General features: G+C 60.7%; 11 protein-coding genes and 2 pseudogenes. 7 read left to right on the plus strand and 6 right to left on the minus strand.

What is annotated here, in order from left to right; genetic code table 11:
- The first annotated feature begins 10 nt into the window (after window positions 1-10).
- From tssM to NKH93_RS22915, 6 genes and pseudogenes are all read left to right on the plus strand, one after another.
- A complete protein-coding gene (gene tssM / locus NKH93_RS22890; RefSeq protein WP_352972200.1) occupies window positions 11-3574 on the plus strand; it encodes a type VI secretion system membrane subunit TssM in 3564 nt (1187 codons plus the stop codon).
- A gap of 172 nt (window positions 3575-3746) precedes the next feature.
- Window positions 3747-4520, plus strand: a complete 774-nt coding sequence (locus NKH93_RS22895) for a PP2C family protein-serine/threonine phosphatase (RefSeq protein ID WP_352692841.1) — start codon at window positions 3747-3749, stop codon at window positions 4518-4520.
- Between the two features lie 5 nt (window positions 4521-4525).
- Window positions 4526-7213 (plus strand): serine/threonine-protein kinase, encoded by a 2688-nt coding sequence (locus tag NKH93_RS22900; protein ID WP_352972202.1) that lies wholly within the window; start codon window positions 4526-4528, stop codon window positions 7211-7213.
- Between the two features lie 108 nt (window positions 7214-7321).
- Complete coding sequence (locus NKH93_RS22905; protein ID WP_352725114.1) at window positions 7322-7732, plus strand: DUF1036 domain-containing protein; 411 nt, start codon at window positions 7322-7324, stop codon at window positions 7730-7732.
- The gene (locus NKH93_RS22910; RefSeq protein WP_352972204.1) at window positions 7729-10062 is read left to right on the plus strand and encodes a M23 family metallopeptidase; all 2334 of its coding nucleotides are present in this window, start codon (window positions 7729-7731) and stop codon (window positions 10060-10062) included. Before NKH93_RS22905 ends, NKH93_RS22910 begins: the two co-directional genes overlap by 4 nt.
- A 225-nt stretch (window positions 10063-10287) precedes the next feature.
- Window positions 10288-10461 (plus strand): annotated as a pseudogene (locus tag NKH93_RS22915) (HU family DNA-binding protein); the annotation flags it as partial.
- Window positions 10462-10502: 41 nt separating this feature from the next.
- Here the strand turns inward: NKH93_RS22915 and NKH93_RS22920 are convergent.
- The 4 genes and pseudogenes from NKH93_RS22920 to NKH93_RS22935 all read right to left on the minus strand — a co-directional run bounded on the left by NKH93_RS22920 (window position 10503) and on the right by NKH93_RS22935 (window position 12614).
- On the minus strand, window positions 10503-10940 hold the full coding sequence (locus NKH93_RS22920) for a TA system VapC family ribonuclease toxin (protein ID WP_352725118.1): 438 nt from the start codon (window positions 10938-10940) through the stop codon (window positions 10503-10505).
- A pseudogene (locus NKH93_RS22925) lies at window positions 10937-11163 on the minus strand (CopG family transcriptional regulator). Before NKH93_RS22925 ends, NKH93_RS22920 begins: the two are co-directional and overlap by 4 nt.
- Entirely contained in the window at window positions 11138-11296 is a 159-nt protein-coding gene (locus NKH93_RS22930) for a hypothetical protein (RefSeq protein ID WP_502896482.1), read from the minus strand. The pseudogene NKH93_RS22925 and the gene NKH93_RS22930 overlap by 26 nt, the downstream one beginning before the upstream one ends.
- Window positions 11297-12077: 781 nt before the next feature.
- Window positions 12078-12614: an OmpA family protein gene (locus tag NKH93_RS22935; RefSeq protein WP_031212166.1), complete on the minus strand. Its 537-nt coding sequence runs from the start codon at window positions 12612-12614 to the stop codon at window positions 12078-12080.
- A 185-nt stretch (window positions 12615-12799) separates the two neighbouring features.
- On the opposite strand from NKH93_RS22935, the gene NKH93_RS22940 reads away from it, so the two are divergent.
- On the plus strand, window positions 12800-13393 hold the full coding sequence (locus NKH93_RS22940) for a DUF6931 family protein (protein WP_031212167.1): 594 nt from the start codon (window positions 12800-12802) through the stop codon (window positions 13391-13393).
- A gap of 74 nt (window positions 13394-13467) precedes the next feature.
- Here NKH93_RS22940 and NKH93_RS22945 read toward each other — a convergent pair whose 3' ends face one another.
- Both NKH93_RS22945 and NKH93_RS22950 read right to left on the minus strand, forming a co-directional pair.
- A complete protein-coding gene (locus NKH93_RS22945; RefSeq protein ID WP_352694411.1) occupies window positions 13468-14721 on the minus strand; it encodes a caspase family protein in 1254 nt (417 codons plus the stop codon).
- Window positions 14722-14732: 11 nt separating this feature from the next.
- Window positions 14733-15842, minus strand: a complete 1110-nt coding sequence (locus tag NKH93_RS22950; protein WP_352725121.1) for an OmpA family protein — start codon at window positions 15840-15842, stop codon at window positions 14733-14735.
- Window positions 15843-16144: the final 302 nt, after the last annotated feature.

Below are 16144 nucleotides of genomic sequence, written 5' to 3' on the forward strand. Positions count from 1 at the left end.
GGAAACGCCAATGATGCGTTGGCTGCCGCGGATATTCAGCACGGCCGCGTTGGCCGGTTTTGCGGCGGCGATCTGGTTTGCTGGACCTTTGATCCGCTTCGCCGATATCCGGCCGCTGGGACCTGTCTGGTTGCGTGCGACAATCATCGGCACGATCATGGCGACCGCGGCCCTCGTTTACGGAGTGCGCGCTTGGCATGTGAGAAAGGCGCAAAAAGCGCTCGAGACGGTCATTGCCCGCAACGACGGGCGCAATGACGATTCACCGGTGCTCGAGGCGCGCATGAGTGAGGCCATCGCAACACTCAAGCGGTCGAGCGGCAAGCGCAATTTCCTTTACGACATTCCCTGGTACATCGTCATTGGCCCGCCGGGCGCCGGCAAGACGACGGCACTGGTCAATTCGGGTCTGAATTTTCCGCTTGCCGGTTCAGGAGACGCCCAGCCGGTGGCCGGTGTTGGCGGCACCCGCTCCTGCGACTGGTGGTTTACCGAAAAGGCTGTGCTGATCGACACGGCGGGACGCTACACTACGCAGGATTCCAATGCTGGAAGCGACAGCAAGAGCTGGCTTGCGTTTTTGTCACTGCTCAAAAAACACCACACCAGACAACCGATCAACGGGGTTATCCTGGTCGTCAGCCTTGCCGATCTCATCAGCCTCGATGACCAGCAGCTTGACGCCCATGTCGTTGAAATACGCAGTCGCCTGAGGGAGATCCACGAGACGCTGAAAATCCAGTTTCCGGTGTACCTGCTGTTCACCAAGGCCGATCTTGTTGCCGGCTTCATGGATTATTTCGGCAGTTTCGAGGAGCCGCGCAGGCGCAAGGTCTGGGGCGCGACATTCCAGACCACGGACCGCAACAAGAACATGGCCGGTGAGGCTTCGGCCGAATTGGATGCACTGGCGATCCGCTTGGCGGACGAGATGCCTGATCGCCTGCAGGAAGAGCCTGACCCGGTCTCGCGCATATCGATCTTTGGCTTTCCGGCCCAGTTTTACGCGCTCAAGGGCCGAATTGCCAATTTCGTGACCAGCCTGTTCGATCCGGTCCGTAGCCAAGTGAACGTCAGCTTGCGTGGGCTCTACTTCTCGTCGGGGACCCAAGAGGGAACGCCGATCGATCAAGTGTTGGGCGCAATCGGCCGCAGTTTCGGCAACAATTCCCGCCCCCACCTGTCCGGGACCGGCAAGAGCTTCTTTTTGCACGATCTCCTGACTGATGTCATTTTCGCCGAATCCGGATGGGTTTCCTATGACCGAGCGAGCGAGAGGCGGGCAGCGGCCCTCAGATATGGCGGCTTTGGCATCATAGCCTTGATCACTGCAGCGGCCCTTGGCGCGCTCGGGATGAGCTTCATGGCCAACCGCTCGCTGATTTCCTCCACGACGCAGGCGACGAGCCAATATCGCGAGACAGCCGACGCTCTGCTCAAAAGCACGACGGTCACCGATGTCGACCTTGAAAACGTCATCGGGCCGCTCGACCAGTTGCGCAACATGCCGGCCGGTTTTGAAACCAGTGACTTACCGACCCCGATCGAGGAAACGGTCGGCCTTAGCCAGCGGGAAAGGCTTCTTTCGGCATCGACAACGGCCTACCGGCAAGCACTGGAACGAATGTTGCGGTCGCGTCTGCTTGTTCAGGCGGAGCGGACCGTCCAGGCGACGACGGCTGAGCCCGCCGCGCTCTACGAACCGCTCAAGATCTACCTGATGCTCGGCGGCAAGGCACCCAAGGTCGATGACGCATTGATCATCTCCTGGATGAAGCAGGATTGGGAACAGAACCGTTATCCAGGCGAGAGCAACCGCGAAGGACGTGCGCAGCTCGAAAAGCACCTGCGCGCCATGCTTGCGTTGGACGATGCCTATGATCCGGTTTTCGAACTCAACCAGCCGCTTGTGGAAGCCGCCCAACGTTCACTCGGGCGCATGAGCCTTACCGATCGTGCGTCCGCATTGATCAAGTCGGCGGTGTACGCGGCTGCGCTGGACGATTTTTCTGTTTCGCAAAAAGGCGGGCCGGAAGCGCAGCTTGTGTTCGAGCGCGTCGATGGCGGCGATCTGTCGAAGCTCCGTATTCCCGGTCTCTACACCTATGCCGGATTCAACAACTTTTATCTCGGACAGCTTTCGCGCATTGCGCAGACACTCGTCGACGACCAGTGGGTCCTGGGCGGTGGCGGCGAGCAAGGTGGGATCGATCAGGAGTTGCTCCAGCTCGGCCCCGAACTTCTCGACCGCTACGGCAAGGAGTTCGCAGCCGCGTGGAACAGCGTTCTCGATGGTTTGAAATTCAAAGCCATGCTGAACGACAAGCCGAACTATGTCGCGCTTTCCGCCGTTGCCTCACCAAGCTCGCCGATCGAACAGCTTTTTACCGCGATTGCCGAGGAAACAGCCCTGGCGCGCGACCCTGTCTCCGGCGATGACTCGGGCACTGGGGTGATAGCCGGCACCCTCATGCGCCAGTACCAGGATGTCGCGGACATGGCCAAGGGCCTGGCTCGCATCGGCATTCAAATTAGCTCCGCAAAGTCGCAAAGCCGTGCCGGTACGGGGTCCGCGAAATTTCAAAGCCAGAGCCCTGGGGCAAACATCGAAGCGCAGTTCAGGTCCTTCCAGGCTCTGGTAAGCGGTCCTTTTGGACACCGACCCATGGATGCGCTGACCCAGAATTTTCGCGACATCCACCAGAGTCTGCAACTGGCAACCGAGGGCCCCTTGCAGACGGAACGTGTCAACGCCAACCTGCAGCTGCAGATAGCCACCCTTCGCGCCAATGCATCGCGTCTGCCCAAGCAACTCGGCAGAATGGTCAACGCAACTGCAGACGAATTTGAGGGCAACGCGGCTGAAATTTCCTTGACGAATTTGAACGAGATGCTCGACCAGGCCGTGACGCAGCCCTGCGAGAAGGCGGTCAACGGCCGCTACCCCTTCGCCGGCGATGGTACCGAGGATATTGCGATGGCGGACTTCGCCAAGTTGTTCTCTCCAGGCGGCCTGATGGACCGGTTCTTCGCACAAAACCTTGCTTCCTTGATCGACATGAGCGGCCAGGACTGGAGCTGGAAACGGGATGCGCGCTTTGGGCGCGACCTGTCGAAGTCGACGCTGAAAAACTTTCAGCTGGCTGCTGAAATCCGCGGCGCATTTTTCCCGTCGGGTGGGTCAATGCCGTCGGTCAACCTGACCTTTACCCCGTTCTCGCTGAACGGTGATGCAGATACTGCGGTGCTCGACGTCGATGGCCAGATCGTCCAGAGCAATCAGGCGGGTAACACGCCAAGCACGGTGTCCTGGCCGAGCGGTGCGGCCTCGGCATCCGCCAGTCTGAGACTGATGCCGGAAATGCCGGGCCGCGAATCCGTTATCAGCTTCGAAGGGCCGTGGTCGCTCAAGAGGTTGCTGGACAAGGCGACGATCACCAGCAATGACGGCACTGTTGAGGCGCGCTTCGTAATCGGCGGACGCGACGTCAGCTACACGATCCAGACCGGTTCCGGACCCAGCCCCTTCTTCCTTCCCGCACTTTCCGCATTCAGCTGCCCGAAGGCGTTTTGAGAGGATTTGAGCCTCACCTGGTGCAACTAGGGCGCCAAAGCTGCTGCGATCCCGCGTCACGGGCTCAAAGCTAAATTTCGATACTTTAATATTCCAGCCTGTGGCAAAGTGGCAGCAGCGAGCGCCTGAAGGTGCGCCGCAGAGGACGCTTTGAGAAGCGCTTGGTGGCAAGGTGAGCGATGTCGCCCTTTCCTTTGAAAGCTTCGGCGTGAGCCACAATGGCTGTGTCCGTGAGCACAATGAAGACAACTATCTAGTCGAGCCACGAACCGGCCTGTGGGTGGTGGCCGACGGAATGGGTGGACATGAAGCCGGAGAGGTCGCTTCAGCCAGCATTGTCGATCATCTGGCCACGATCGGCATTGCCAGTTCCGCCCCGGATCTTCGTGCGCGCTTCGAAGACAGGCTGAGCCGCGCCAACGCCGAGATCCGCAGGATCTCCGAATCTCGCGGCATAACCATCGGCTCCACCGTTGCCGCCCTGTTGGCGATGGATGGGCGATTTGCCTGCCTGTGGGCGGGCGACAGCCGGGTTTATCTGGTCCGTGATGCCTCGATCTCGCAGATCTCGAGGGACCACACCGAAGTTCAGGAACTTCTCGATCGCGGCATGATCAGCGCAGCCGAGGCGCTCACCTGGCCGCGCCGCAATGTCATCACGCATGCCGTCGGCGTCAGCGACGAAATCGTCATCGATTTCCAGCAAGGCGAAATTATGCCGGGAGACATCTTCGTGTTGTGCACAGATGGGCTGACGGCGCATTTGACCGACGCCGAGATCGGGGCCGTGGTGGTGTCTGCGACGCCTCAGGCGGCTTGCGAAAATCTGCTGCAAATGGTGCTGGCGCGGGGCGGAACAGACAATGTCACCATTGTGCTGGTGAAGTTCGCAAACGGACACAACGGACACCCCCCCTACCCTGATCTGTCCAGAGCGGAGGGTTGAGGCTGATGAGCGCCGACGACAAGACGCGAATATCGCCGCAGCTGGCCAATACCGCCGTCGGCACGCAACTCAGCGGCATCTACGAACTTGACGAGCGGATCGCATTCGGTGGCATGGGCGAGGTCTACCGTGGCCACAACATCCAGACTGGCGACCACGTCGCGATCAAGATCGTCCTGCCCGAATTTGCCCGCGACCCGACGATCTTGTCCTTGTTCCGCAAGGAAGCGTCAATCCTCAATCACCTGTCGCATGATGCGGTCGTGCGATATCACGTCTTCACCATCGATCCAGGCATCGGCCGTCCCTACCTTGCCATGGAATTTGTCGACGGCGAGTCGCTGTACGACATGATGCGACGTGGCCCGATGCCGACTGAAGAGGTACGCAAGCTCTGCCATCGCCTCACGTCGGGTCTGAGCGCCGTGCATCAAGCGGGAGCAATTCACCGCGACCTCTCGCCCGACAACATCATCTTGCCAGGGGGTAGAGTCGACCACGCCAAGATCATCGATTTCGGTATTGCGCGATCGGCGACCGTCGGCGGGGAGACCCTGATCGGCGGAAAATTCGCGGGAAAGTACAACTACGTTTCGCCCGAACAGCTGGGGCTGTACAGCGGCGACGTCAGCGAGCAATCCGACATCTACAGCCTGGGGCTGGTGCTGGTTGCCGCTCTGCGCGGGAAGCCGATCGACATGAGCGGGTCGCAATTCGAGATCATCGAAAAGCGCCGGACCGTGCCCGACCTGTCCGACATCGAGGACGATTTTCGTAGCATTGTTGAAGCCATGCTGCAGCCGGATCCGCGAGACCGCCCGGTGAGCATGGCGGAAATCGCCAGAATGACGCGTGACGAGGACGAAGGGACAACGCCACCAACGTTCGTCCCGACCCGCGATCGGCCGGGTTTGCCACGAGCGGGGCAAACCCTTGCGCCTGAGTTCAAGGCCCAGCCTTCCTATGATTTGGGGCGTGACGCGCCTGTGACGGCAAGTTCAGGTGGGCAGCGCTTCGTCCCGCATGTCCGGCCTGCGCTGCTGTCCGAACCGCGGGCTTCAGCAGTCGCCAGCCCGCCACGCGCGGGCGCGCGGGGCGGGCCTGGAAAATCCACAAAGACCCGAACCATCGCGATTTCTGCCTTCGCGACGCTGGCTCTCGCCGCGGTTGCTGGCCTCTATGTCAGCGGTTTTATGACGCCTACCAAGCCGAGCGCAGGCACGACATCGTTGTCCGCCCCAGAACCATCAGAGCCCGCACCAGAGGCATCAAAGCCGGTCGCGACGGATAATGTTGCGAACGCTCCTAAGCCGCCAGAGTTAGCTCCACCCGCGCAGCCGCGAACGCAGACCACCGCATCGCCAACTAAAAATCAGGCAGAGGCGGCTGCGCCTCAAAAGCCGCAACCGCCAGAGTCGCCCAAGATACTCCCACAAACCGGGGAAGCCCCGAAGCCATCAGCTAGCGCAGCGCTGCCGCCGGCCGAAAACGTAGCGCCGGCAATTCAGCCCGATACCGCTGCCAACGCCAGCCCGACAACGCTTCCGCCGCAGGACAAGCTCGTTCCAGCTCCAACACCAGCCGAAAAAACGTCAACGCCGCAAGCGCCGCGGCCCGACGTCGCCGAGAGCCAAAAGCCGCAGCCGGCAGAGCTCGCCAAGATCCCCCTGCAAGCCAGGGAAACACCGAAATCGTCAGCAAGCGCGGCACAGCCGCCGGCCGAAAAAATGTCGCCGGCAGTTCAGCCCGACATCGCGGCCGGCGGCAGCCCGAAGACGCCTCCCCCGCTTAGCAAGATCGCTCCAATCGCTCCACCAGCCGAAAAAGCTTTAACGCCGCCAGCCCCTCAGCCCGATGTCGCGGTGAGCCAAAAGCCTGAACGACAGGCAAGCCAGCCGGCGGAGGCGAAATCGGCCGCGCCCTTTCCCGAGCCGGCTGCAGGCCAGGCGGATGCGATGAGCGCAAAGGGGCAGCAGGCCGACCAGCAAGCCGCCAGACAGCCAGACCAGGCCACGGTCGCCTTGAACGTGCCCAAGCCGGAAGTTCCTCCGGTCATCGACGACGTAGCGCAACGGGTCTCGTGGGTTCGCGACTTCAGCGGCGGCGACTGTTTCTATGCGGCCGTCACGTCGATAACCGACAAGACGGCGGCCATCGAAGGATTTGGAACGGCGGTTCATCCATTCGAACAAATGTTGACTGATTTCCAGGCAAAGTTCCACGTTGAACCGGACATAAGCGTGCGCCTCATCGAGCCGCCCCAGTGCGAAGTCACCAACTTCCTGCGCTTTCTGGGCCAGACTGCAGTCGTCAAGCCGCAGCTGGTTCTCGATCGAACATCGGTGCCGAACGGCACGCCGATCAGCGGCACGCTGGTGACGCATGGCGGGCTCATTTCCAGCGTGCTGTTGATCGACCACAAAGGCATGATGTTCAACCTCGACGACCGCATGGTCATACAGTCGGACAAGGCCACCTTCAGCATCCCGATCGGCCTCGGCGCCGCCGACAGGGCTGCAGGCAAGGCCGTACCGCAGATCATTATGGTGATCACCGGCCCCCAGGACATTCAGGCGGCTGCGTTCTCTACGCCAATGCCGGCCTCGCAACTGTTGCCCAAAATTCTCGAAGAAATCGAGACCAACGGGTCTCAGTTCTCGGCCAGTGCCAAATATTTCCGGCTCGGCGGGTAACATGGCCGCCCGATGGAACGCCACCGCTCGCCTTTGCCCCGCTCGTCTGACGGCCTGCCCATAAAGCAGCGCGATCGGTTTCGAGCGTTGCTTGTCTTGACAGGCCGCATGAGGCTTGCGGTCGTTTCGGGCGCGGCACTCCTGGCCGTGCTCTCATGCAATGAAGCGCGCGCCGAATTCACGGTCTGCAATCAGACACTCGACGTCGTCAACCTCGCTATCGGCCAGACAATCGACAATGCCGACCAGACCGATGGCTGGTGGACCATCGGCGCAAATCAGTGCGTGAACGTCATTCGCGAGGAACTGACGAACCGCTACATCTACATCTACGCCACGGACGTTTTTGGCCACGCGATCCTGACCGGGTCGACCGAAATGTGCATCGAGCGTCGACGGTTCTCGATACGCGGCATCGACGAGTGCTGGCAGCGCGGCCATATCGCGGCGCGATTTGTTGAAGTCGACACACTTGAACAGGTGCGGTGGACGTTTTTCCTGACCGGAAGCACTCCGTGACGCACGCGATCGACACCAGCTTCAAGGCGAAAAAGCAGGCGCGCGCCGCCCTTCGCCGGCGCACGCTTTGGCGCAGGCTTTTTGCCGGCTTCGCCTTGATTTTCCTGTGTTCGATCGCCGTCGGCTTCTACCTCACCGCGGACTATTGGTCATTTGGCGACGAAGACGAGGAGTTGCGCGCGGTAGAAGGAGCCGACGATGTGCCGGCCGATGCATCTGTCTACGTGCCTGCGATTATCGGCCTGGCGGGGGACCCTATGTGGATCACGCTCGCACCCGATAACGGCGCATCAACGAAAGGCCGCGTGATTCCGCGTCCGGCAGAACTCGACCCGGCAGGGGTTTCGCCACAGATCGAGATTTTGTCCGACGTCATGCTTAGCGCCAGCGAGAAATTCATGACCACCATACCGTCGACGCAGGAGGATTTTGCATTCTTCCAGGCGCAACGAAAGACGGCTCCAGCAGCCTCCAGCGATCTGCAGAACAATCTTCAGCCATTTCCTGCCCCGGATGAACCCGCGCCTGCTGCCGATCAACTGGCCGAAGCCGACGACCCGGAGGCCGGCTGGGGTGAAACAATCGATGCAGGCGATGCAGCTCTTCCGGCGTTCCACAAGACCCAGATCGAAAACAACACCAGCGTCGCAACTGTCACGAATGAATATCAGCGGTTCGAGGCCACCGAAGACACTTTCGTGAAGATCCTCAACAGTCGCAGTCTGGACAGCGTTGCGCTCGATGCGCATTTCTCCGCCGAGGACGCCAGGCTGGCAGGCGAGGCCCTGAAGGCGCTCTTTAGCCGGGACGGCCTGGAACCGGGTTATGTCGTTGCCCTGCGTGGATACCGACCCAACCGCGAGACGACAACAATGTCCCTCATGCAGGTGTCGATCTACGCCAAGAACGTTTTTGTCGGGACGCTGACGCGCGATGGCGCAGGCGTGTTCGTCTCGGGGGCTGATCCCTGGGTACGCGAAGATTTGTTCAACTACTCGGGTGCGCCGGAAGAAGGCGCACACAAAAGGCAGTATCGTCTGCTCGACGCGATTTACTCGACAGCGGCACGCAACAGCGTTCCGACCGGCGTGATCGGCGAAGCGATCATGTATCTGTCGAGAGGACAGGATCTGGACGCTTTCGCAAGCGAGGACCAGCGTCTTGTACTGATCTATTCGCAGACGCCGCGCGGCAAGGACGAAGGCGCCGGGCGGGTGCTATATGTGGGTGTCCAGGGCACGACAAAAAGTCTCGACTGTTTCGTCTTCCAGCAGGGCGATGGCCAGTTTGCATGCGTGACAGGCGACGATCAGGTCCGCTCGCTGACGGTCACCAACGGCATGGTCACACCGGTCAACGGGGTCTTGACCTCGACCTTCGGGCCGCGCAAGCATCCAATTCTAGGCACCGTTCGCATCCACAAGGGCGTCGATTGGGCGGCGCCGGTCGGCACGCCGATCGCAGCCGCCTTCGATGGCGAAATCAGCTTCCAGGGCGATGGGCGCGGCTACGGCAATCTGGTCAAGATTTCGCACGGAAACGGGCGCGAGACGCGCTACGCTCATATGCAGAAATTCGCAATCGAGGGCGGCGTCGGCACCAACGTGAAGGCTGGCGACATCATTGGCTATATCGGCACCACCGGCCTTTCGACCGGACCGCATTTGCATTTCGAACTCTATCAGAATGGCGCGGCGATCGACCCACTGGGCACCGTTACCGCGGTCGCTTCGGATCTTTCCGCCGTGGAAACGCTCACCGACCGTATCGTTCATGTCGAAAGTGGCGGCAGCGCCCGTGCCAAAAACCCAAATTCTTCAGCGACCGGCGCCGGCCAATTCATCACAAAGACCTGGATCCGGATGATGAACACTTACCGCCCCGAACTTGCACGCACACTCTCGACTGCCGACCTGCTCGCCCTGCGATACGACGCCACGATCTCGCGCGAGATGGTTCGCAATCTGGCGCGAGAAGGCGAAGCCTATCTTCGGGCGCGCGGCCACCAGATTACAGCCGGCCGGCTCTATCTCTGCCATTTTCTCGGCATGGAGGGCGCGCATCAGGTGCTGTCGGCATCGGGTTCGGCGCAATTGAGCGCCGTGCTCGGGTCAGCCGTCATTCAGGCCAATCCCTTTCTGACGGGCAAGACCGCCAGCTATGTCGCGGACTGGGCCGAAAGAAAGATGGGTCGGAAGCTGAGCCCAGCCACAACCACGGCGGGCCAGCAGACGACGACCACCACGGAGGTCCGGCAGACGTCGCCCGAGTTCGCAAAGTACAAACAGGCGATCACGGCGATGCTGAGCTCTGTTCAGAATGCGCTTTGAGCCTGTGCATGGCGCGGCAAATCGTAACCGCTTCGGTGCACGCAGACGACCGGTTTTCGGTCCAACGAGTGCTGTACTTCGACCTTGTTAGCAGATGTTTTTCTGGTCTGCGCACTATCGAACCGTGGCCAAGATCACGTACGCCACGGCGGTTGTATTCGTCACGTTCTGCAAGAATGGCCGGCTATTTTCGAGTAGAAGCGTCCGGCACCGAGAGAATTCAAGGCGATCGCTGATGCGGCCGATGGCGGTGCTGAGCCGAGCCTGCCCGGTTTCGACAATTTCAAGGTGAAGGAAACACCTGAACGCGAGGGCCGCAACCCGTCGACGGCCGCGACCATCAAGATCTCCGCCTCGAAGAAGCTGTCCTTCACCCCGGCTAAGGCCACCAACGGCTGATCCTTTGCCGGTATGTACCCTGACAGAAAGAGCCCCGCGGTCTACCTTGTGGGGATCAGGTGCAGTGTAGTCTTCCCGGCCTTCACCGCCGCCGCCGACAGCTTGCGGTCAAAGCTGGCAAGTTGGCCGCCATGCGCCTTGGCGAGCGCAAGAAGATAGGTATCGGTGACCTGTGCCGAGGTCAGGATTTTCGCCGCATCGATATCGCCGGAGCCAGCCAGGCTCACATCGTCGGACCAGAAGCTGTGCCCGTGCAGGGCTCGCAACTTGGTAACGATTTGCGCAACGATTGCGGGCGAGCCGGGAGAATTAGGATATTTTTGGTTTCCGACGATGCGCAGGACGCCGTTTTCGGTAATGGGGCAGGTAGCCCATGCGGCATGACCGGTCACTTCGAACCAGCCATGCGCGTCGTCATGGGCGACATGGCCAGGATCGATCAGCGCGATCAGCACATTGACGTCGAGCAGGAAGGTCACAGCAACTCGTCACGCAAGGCATTGACCGTCTCAAGCGTGACAGGAGGTGCATCCGGCCGAGGCGACAGCAGAGGTATCCCGTTGCGCTCGCCGCCGGCTTGCGGGCGGCGCAGCGAGCGCCGGGCGAGATCGGTGATGATCTCGCCCACGCTTCGGTCCTGCTGCCGGCCATGGCCTTGGCCGCGATCAGGACGTCGTCATCGATCGCCGACCGGCGCCGCATCCCTTGCGAGACCGGCGACATACGAAACATAGCCCGGCACCAGCGGCAGCATGCAGGGCGAAAGAAACGACACGATGCCCGTCGCGAAGGCGGCCAGCCCGCCGATATTCGAATTTCGGGCATTGGTCAGCACCACCCCATCGTTGGGTTCATGCTCATTATCGATCAGTTACCGAACGGTCGCTTCGCCGCTGTGGCGCGGCTGAGCATCGATAAGTTGAACACGCCCAAAGCCCAAAACTAACAGATCGCGGCGCGCGATGAGGACCAGGCGAATGCCAGCTCGGATTTTGCGGTGCGCACATCGGTCGGCGTTTCGGACCAGGTAAGCAAACAGCGGGCACCGAATTGACAGAAAGTGCGATCGGTCTTGACCGCGAAAGCCGCATCGACCTGCAACTGCGCATCGAGGGATTGGGCAACGAACTTGGCCGCATCGACGGAAACATAGGTCCGCAGACCGCCGGGCGATCGGCATCTGGCAAGCCAAGAATGGTCTTCCGCCGACCACCTATCTGCCGCGCGAGCAACTTGCATTCCTCGTGGTTCGGACAAATCCGACGATGGAAGCCGTGCGTGCCGGATATACTGCCGATCAAGCCCGTACGACGCAGCCGAAAAAGCAGGTTGCGCAGAAGGTCCGCACCCAGCGGCCGGTGGCGCAGAACCCCGCAAACAACAGCAGGTCGTTCAGAAACGGCGCTTCCGCAAGACCGTGGTGCGGCGGGACGATCCTCCGCCGCCCCAGGATAACGACTTCCTGACCAAGGCGTACGGATGCCGCCTGAAACTGTGCAGCAGTGCGTCAGGAACTGAGTGGCAAGCGCAGCGGCAGTCAGGCGAATAGGCTTGGAACGATCCCGGGCAGTTCTTGAGCACGCCGCCCACCACCACACCGGAGCCGAAGAGCAACGCTACTCGGCCTTTATACGCATTTCCACGCGGCGGTTGACGGCGTCGTATGGATTGGGGCTACGCGGATGCGCTTCGCCCAACCCGATCGCGTTGATGCGGTCAGCCTCGATGCCACTGGACGTGAGGAAGGACGTCACCGATTGCGCTCGTCGCTGCGACAGCCGCTCATTGTAGTGCGCCGGACCGGAAGCGTCGGTGTAGCCTTCGACGACGAAGTGGAAAGTACTGATCCGGCTGTCCTTCAGGGCCTTGGCATACTCCTCGAGTTCAGCGCGTGCGGTCGCGTCGAGTTCGGCCGAATCCAGCCCGAAATTGATCAGCATATCGAGACTGGATTTGTCGGCCGGCCCCTCTTTTGCCTTGGTCTTGCTCTTGCACTGCTCCTCCGTCCCGACACAAATCCCCCGAGACTTGCCGAGGTCGGCCGCGCCAGCAAAAAACTTGACGATGTCTTCTGATTTCTGGACAGGGTCGGCGGAAACATGGGTCGAGAAAGCCACGACCGCCAACACCAAGGGTGAACTGGCCCACCGCATAGCGGTTACTCCTGTTGAGCATCCGATATTACCAAGCGTGAATATACCAAATTCCCACGCATTTGTCTGTCAATAAACGCCGAGCCTGGCTGCGTCGGCCGATCTCCCGTCCCCACGAGTTGAGACTTGACCGGCGCCACGCCGGGGGCTTGAGTACGACTGGTCCTCGATGAAGGCGTGGCGTCATGGCCAATGGGCTCCGATTCAAAACGGCACGGGATCTTTTTGTGGCTTGTCCCGCTGTCGCCAGAGACATGAGAGCCCTTCCAACCGAGCAGCGTTCGATCGAGTTTTGCCGCGATCTCCTCGCCGGGCCCATTCCCGAAGAGGCGATCACGTTTTGTGCCTACCTGCTTCCTGATCGGGCTGCGGTCTGGTGGGCCCATGAATGCTTGGGGCATCTGAGCGAGCTGCTCGATAAGACAGATCAAGAGCTGCTCGCGCTTGTTCGCGACTGGGTCAGCGAACCGGACAGTCCCCGCCACCGCGCCGCAGTAAGCGAGGCTGCGGCAACCCCGCCGGCAACGCCGGGCGCCTGGATTGCCTTGGCTGCCGAATGGCGTGACAATGGTTTTGGCGTTGCCGGATCTGTCGTCGGCGCAGCCGCGCCAACGGCCTTGCAGCGACATCCTGCCGCCCATGCAGTCAATGCCGGTGTTCTAGCAGGGCTGGCGCGCGTCGCACTGGCGGACCGCTTTGCCGTTCTCTCCGCCTTTGTTGAAATGGGCCTGCAGTTGGCCGAGATCGAGGCGCAGCGCCAATCGGCTGATGCGTATTAGACCCGAACCATTCCAATAGAGGCAGCTCCATGGTCTTGATTGACCAGGGGTTTTCGAAGCGAAGGGCGCAGATCTCACTTGCAGCCGCCTTGCGCCCATTTGGCCAGCGCCACCTTGAAGCGTGTCCCAAGCGGATGTTGCAGGCGTAGAACGGAGACATCGTTGGCGGCGAAATTTTTCGCCTGTTCGCATAGCCGATCCTCACTCCACTCATGACAGCCGTTGCAGTGCTTGCCCTCCCACACCGCCTTATCGAGCCCTTCCACGGGAGTGAAGAGTGGTTTGCCTGTGATCAGCTCGGCGATACTCTTGCCGTCGATTGCTGGATCTCCGAAATCGACAGGTTGGTCGAAAAAGATCGGCTCGTCCGAAGCCAGTCTCGGGATTTTCTGACGCAGCACATTGAGCGCAAGCTGGGCATCGTCAGCGCCAGACGGATTTGCGGCGGCGTTGCGTCCATCCGAGCCGTCTTCCGCTTGTTGCGGAGCCGTCGCGTCGCCGACGATCAGCGGCGCGTTGAGATCGACTGTGTGCAAAACGACCTCGGTGGTCAGCGAGACATTGATCCACGGGCGCTGCTTGCCGGCGGTTGCTTTGAAAACATCGGCGGTGACCATGTTCATCGCGTCGGTGATGGAGATGTTCGAAGCCCCGATATGGGCAAGCAACGCGGACGTGAACGGCGAATGTTCGCTCGATCCGTCATAGGCGACCTGATTGGGACTGGTGGAAAAGGCGACCAGCGTACCCGCACCGCCATTCTCGATCGGGATTTCGGCAAGCCCGCTTCTCGCTCCCTTGACGCCGGCGGCCTTTGCCAACACTTCGGCCAGGGGATTGTCGCGACAGGCATCGAGGAAAATCAGTCTTATACTGGTCTCGCGCGACATTTGCCGCAAAACGAACTCGACAGGCACCGCCTCGAAATCAAGCGAGGTCTCGTCTTCCAATGCGGCATCGACCGGAAGCAGGTAGTTGCTGCCTGAAACCTGCAAACCGTGGCCGGCGTAAAAGAAAAGGGCAATGTCGGCGCCGCGAACCTGCTTTGCGAACTGCGCAATCGTCGTCTGGGTCTGCAATTTGGTCAGATCGAAACCGGAGACGACTTCAAAGTCCAACTTCGCAAGGCGATCGGCAACAGCCTGCGCGTCGCGGACCGGGTTGGTCAGCGCCGGCGCATGCTGGTACTGGGAGTTGCCAAGGACTAGAGCAACACGGCGTTCCGCATTGGCCGCCGTCAATGTCCATAATAGCGAGAGTGTCACCAGCCCGATCGCGCGCAGGGCACTGCCAAAACAGGCAATCAGATCGAAGCCCCACCGGAACAAGAGGTCCTTCCTCAGTTGACGAGCTTGGTGGCGGAAAACTCGATCCGCCGGTTGAGCGCCTTGTTCTTCGGCGTATCGTTGGTCGCAACGGGCCGCTCCTCGCCATACCCGGTTGCCGTGATCTGCGTTCGTGCAATACCCGCGGCAACAATGGCATCGGCAACGGCCTGGGCCCTGCGCTCCGACAGCAGCTTGTTGGTTACAGGCGAACCATCGGAATCGGTGTGGCCGGAAACCTCTACCTTCAGGCGGGGGCACTTGCCGACCACGCCAACCACCTCTGCCAGCAGCGGACGGCTTTGGTTGTCGAGCCGCGCGCTCGCCGACCGAAAGTAGATGGCCCCAGTGCGGGAGAGCACCGCGAACCGGTTGAGGCACTCCTCATCACTGAAATTCGCTTTCGCGGCATCGGTGGCGACGGGCCCGACGTCGGCAGTACTTGCAGCGATCGTCTGCACGGCCGCGGGCTTGCTGCCGCCGGCGTTGAAAACGAAATCGAAAGACACGGAAGCGGTCGGGACAATGTTGGTCACATTGGCGGCCTGCTGTAGCTTGTCGACATTCGGCAGCAGTCCGAAATCCTCGACATGTACGGCAACAGGCGTCTCCGAAGCGACGGAGACCATGCTGTCGCTGATCATGGTCACGACGATATTGGCCTCGAAATCCTTGTCGACCCCGTGCAGGTTGAGGCGGAATGGCAGCACTGCCTTGACCCTTCGCTTGGTCGCCAGGTCGGCAAATGCGCCAGGGTCAACTTTTGCGGTCAGTTCGGCGGACGGATACTTGAATGTCTCAAAGAAAAGGAACCGCATGCGGACATTGCGAAGGTCGACACCCGTGTCGACAGAGTTGAGGTCGAAGGTGATCTTGGCCTCACCCGTCGACGAAAGAGTGCCGGCTATGTTCCTGATCTTGTTGGTTTCGACGATCGTGTTCTTCTTGACCGACTGATAGGTGAGCACGGAGGCCGTCGGGTCGAGTGTCCAATTCGTCTGTGCATTCGCGCTTTCCAGCCCAGGCAATAACAGCACCGATAGCGCGACGAACAAGCCAAGGGTGTTTAGGGCTAACCAGCTTCTCGAGCCCGTTTTCCGCCAGTCTCCGACGACTTCGAACATTGAACCCCCACCAGGACAACAGCCTTCCGTGTCGCAATCACCACCATGCCGTGCCAAGGAGAGCATAGAACAATTGTCAAGGCTTGGCGAGCATCGGCCAATCGACCGCAATGGTGTAAATTCCGCTCAGGTCCCGGGCTGCGGAACTCCGGCAAAATGGTGTTGCGGGAACAAGCAGTCTTGTTGGCGAACAATGGAGCTGAGTGGAGAATATTCGCTGCGCTACCTGCCGCTGTCTTGAAGCCGGTCACGCTGGACCAGCCAAGCGAGGGAAACGCCCGGCTTACTCCATCCTGCTTCTC

The sequence above is a fragment of the Mesorhizobium sp. M0954 genome, assembly GCF_040319155.1.
Lineage (GTDB): Bacteria > Pseudomonadota > Alphaproteobacteria > Rhizobiales > Rhizobiaceae > Mesorhizobium.

Bases quoted from the DNA above. Each gene is read 5' to 3' on its own strand.
- NKH93_RS22935 (WP_031212166.1), bottom strand. From the start codon at position 12,614: ATGCGGTGGGCCAGTTCACCCTTGGTGTTGGCGGTCGTGGCTTTCTCG.
- NKH93_RS22900 (WP_352972202.1), top strand. From the start codon at position 4,526: ATGAGCGCCGACGACAAGACGCGAATATCGCCGCAGCTGGCCAATACC.
- NKH93_RS22905 (WP_352725114.1), top strand. From the start codon at position 7,322: ATGAGGCTTGCGGTCGTTTCGGGCGCGGCACTCCTGGCCGTGCTCTCA.
- NKH93_RS22950 (WP_352725121.1), bottom strand. From the start codon at position 15,842: ATGTTCGAAGTCGTCGGAGACTGGCGGAAAACGGGCTCGAGAAGCTGG.
- tssM (WP_352972200.1), top strand. From the start codon at position 11: ATGATGCGTTGGCTGCCGCGGATATTCAGCACGGCCGCGTTGGCCGGT.
- NKH93_RS22940 (WP_031212167.1), top strand. From the start codon at position 12,800: ATGGCCAATGGGCTCCGATTCAAAACGGCACGGGATCTTTTTGTGGCT.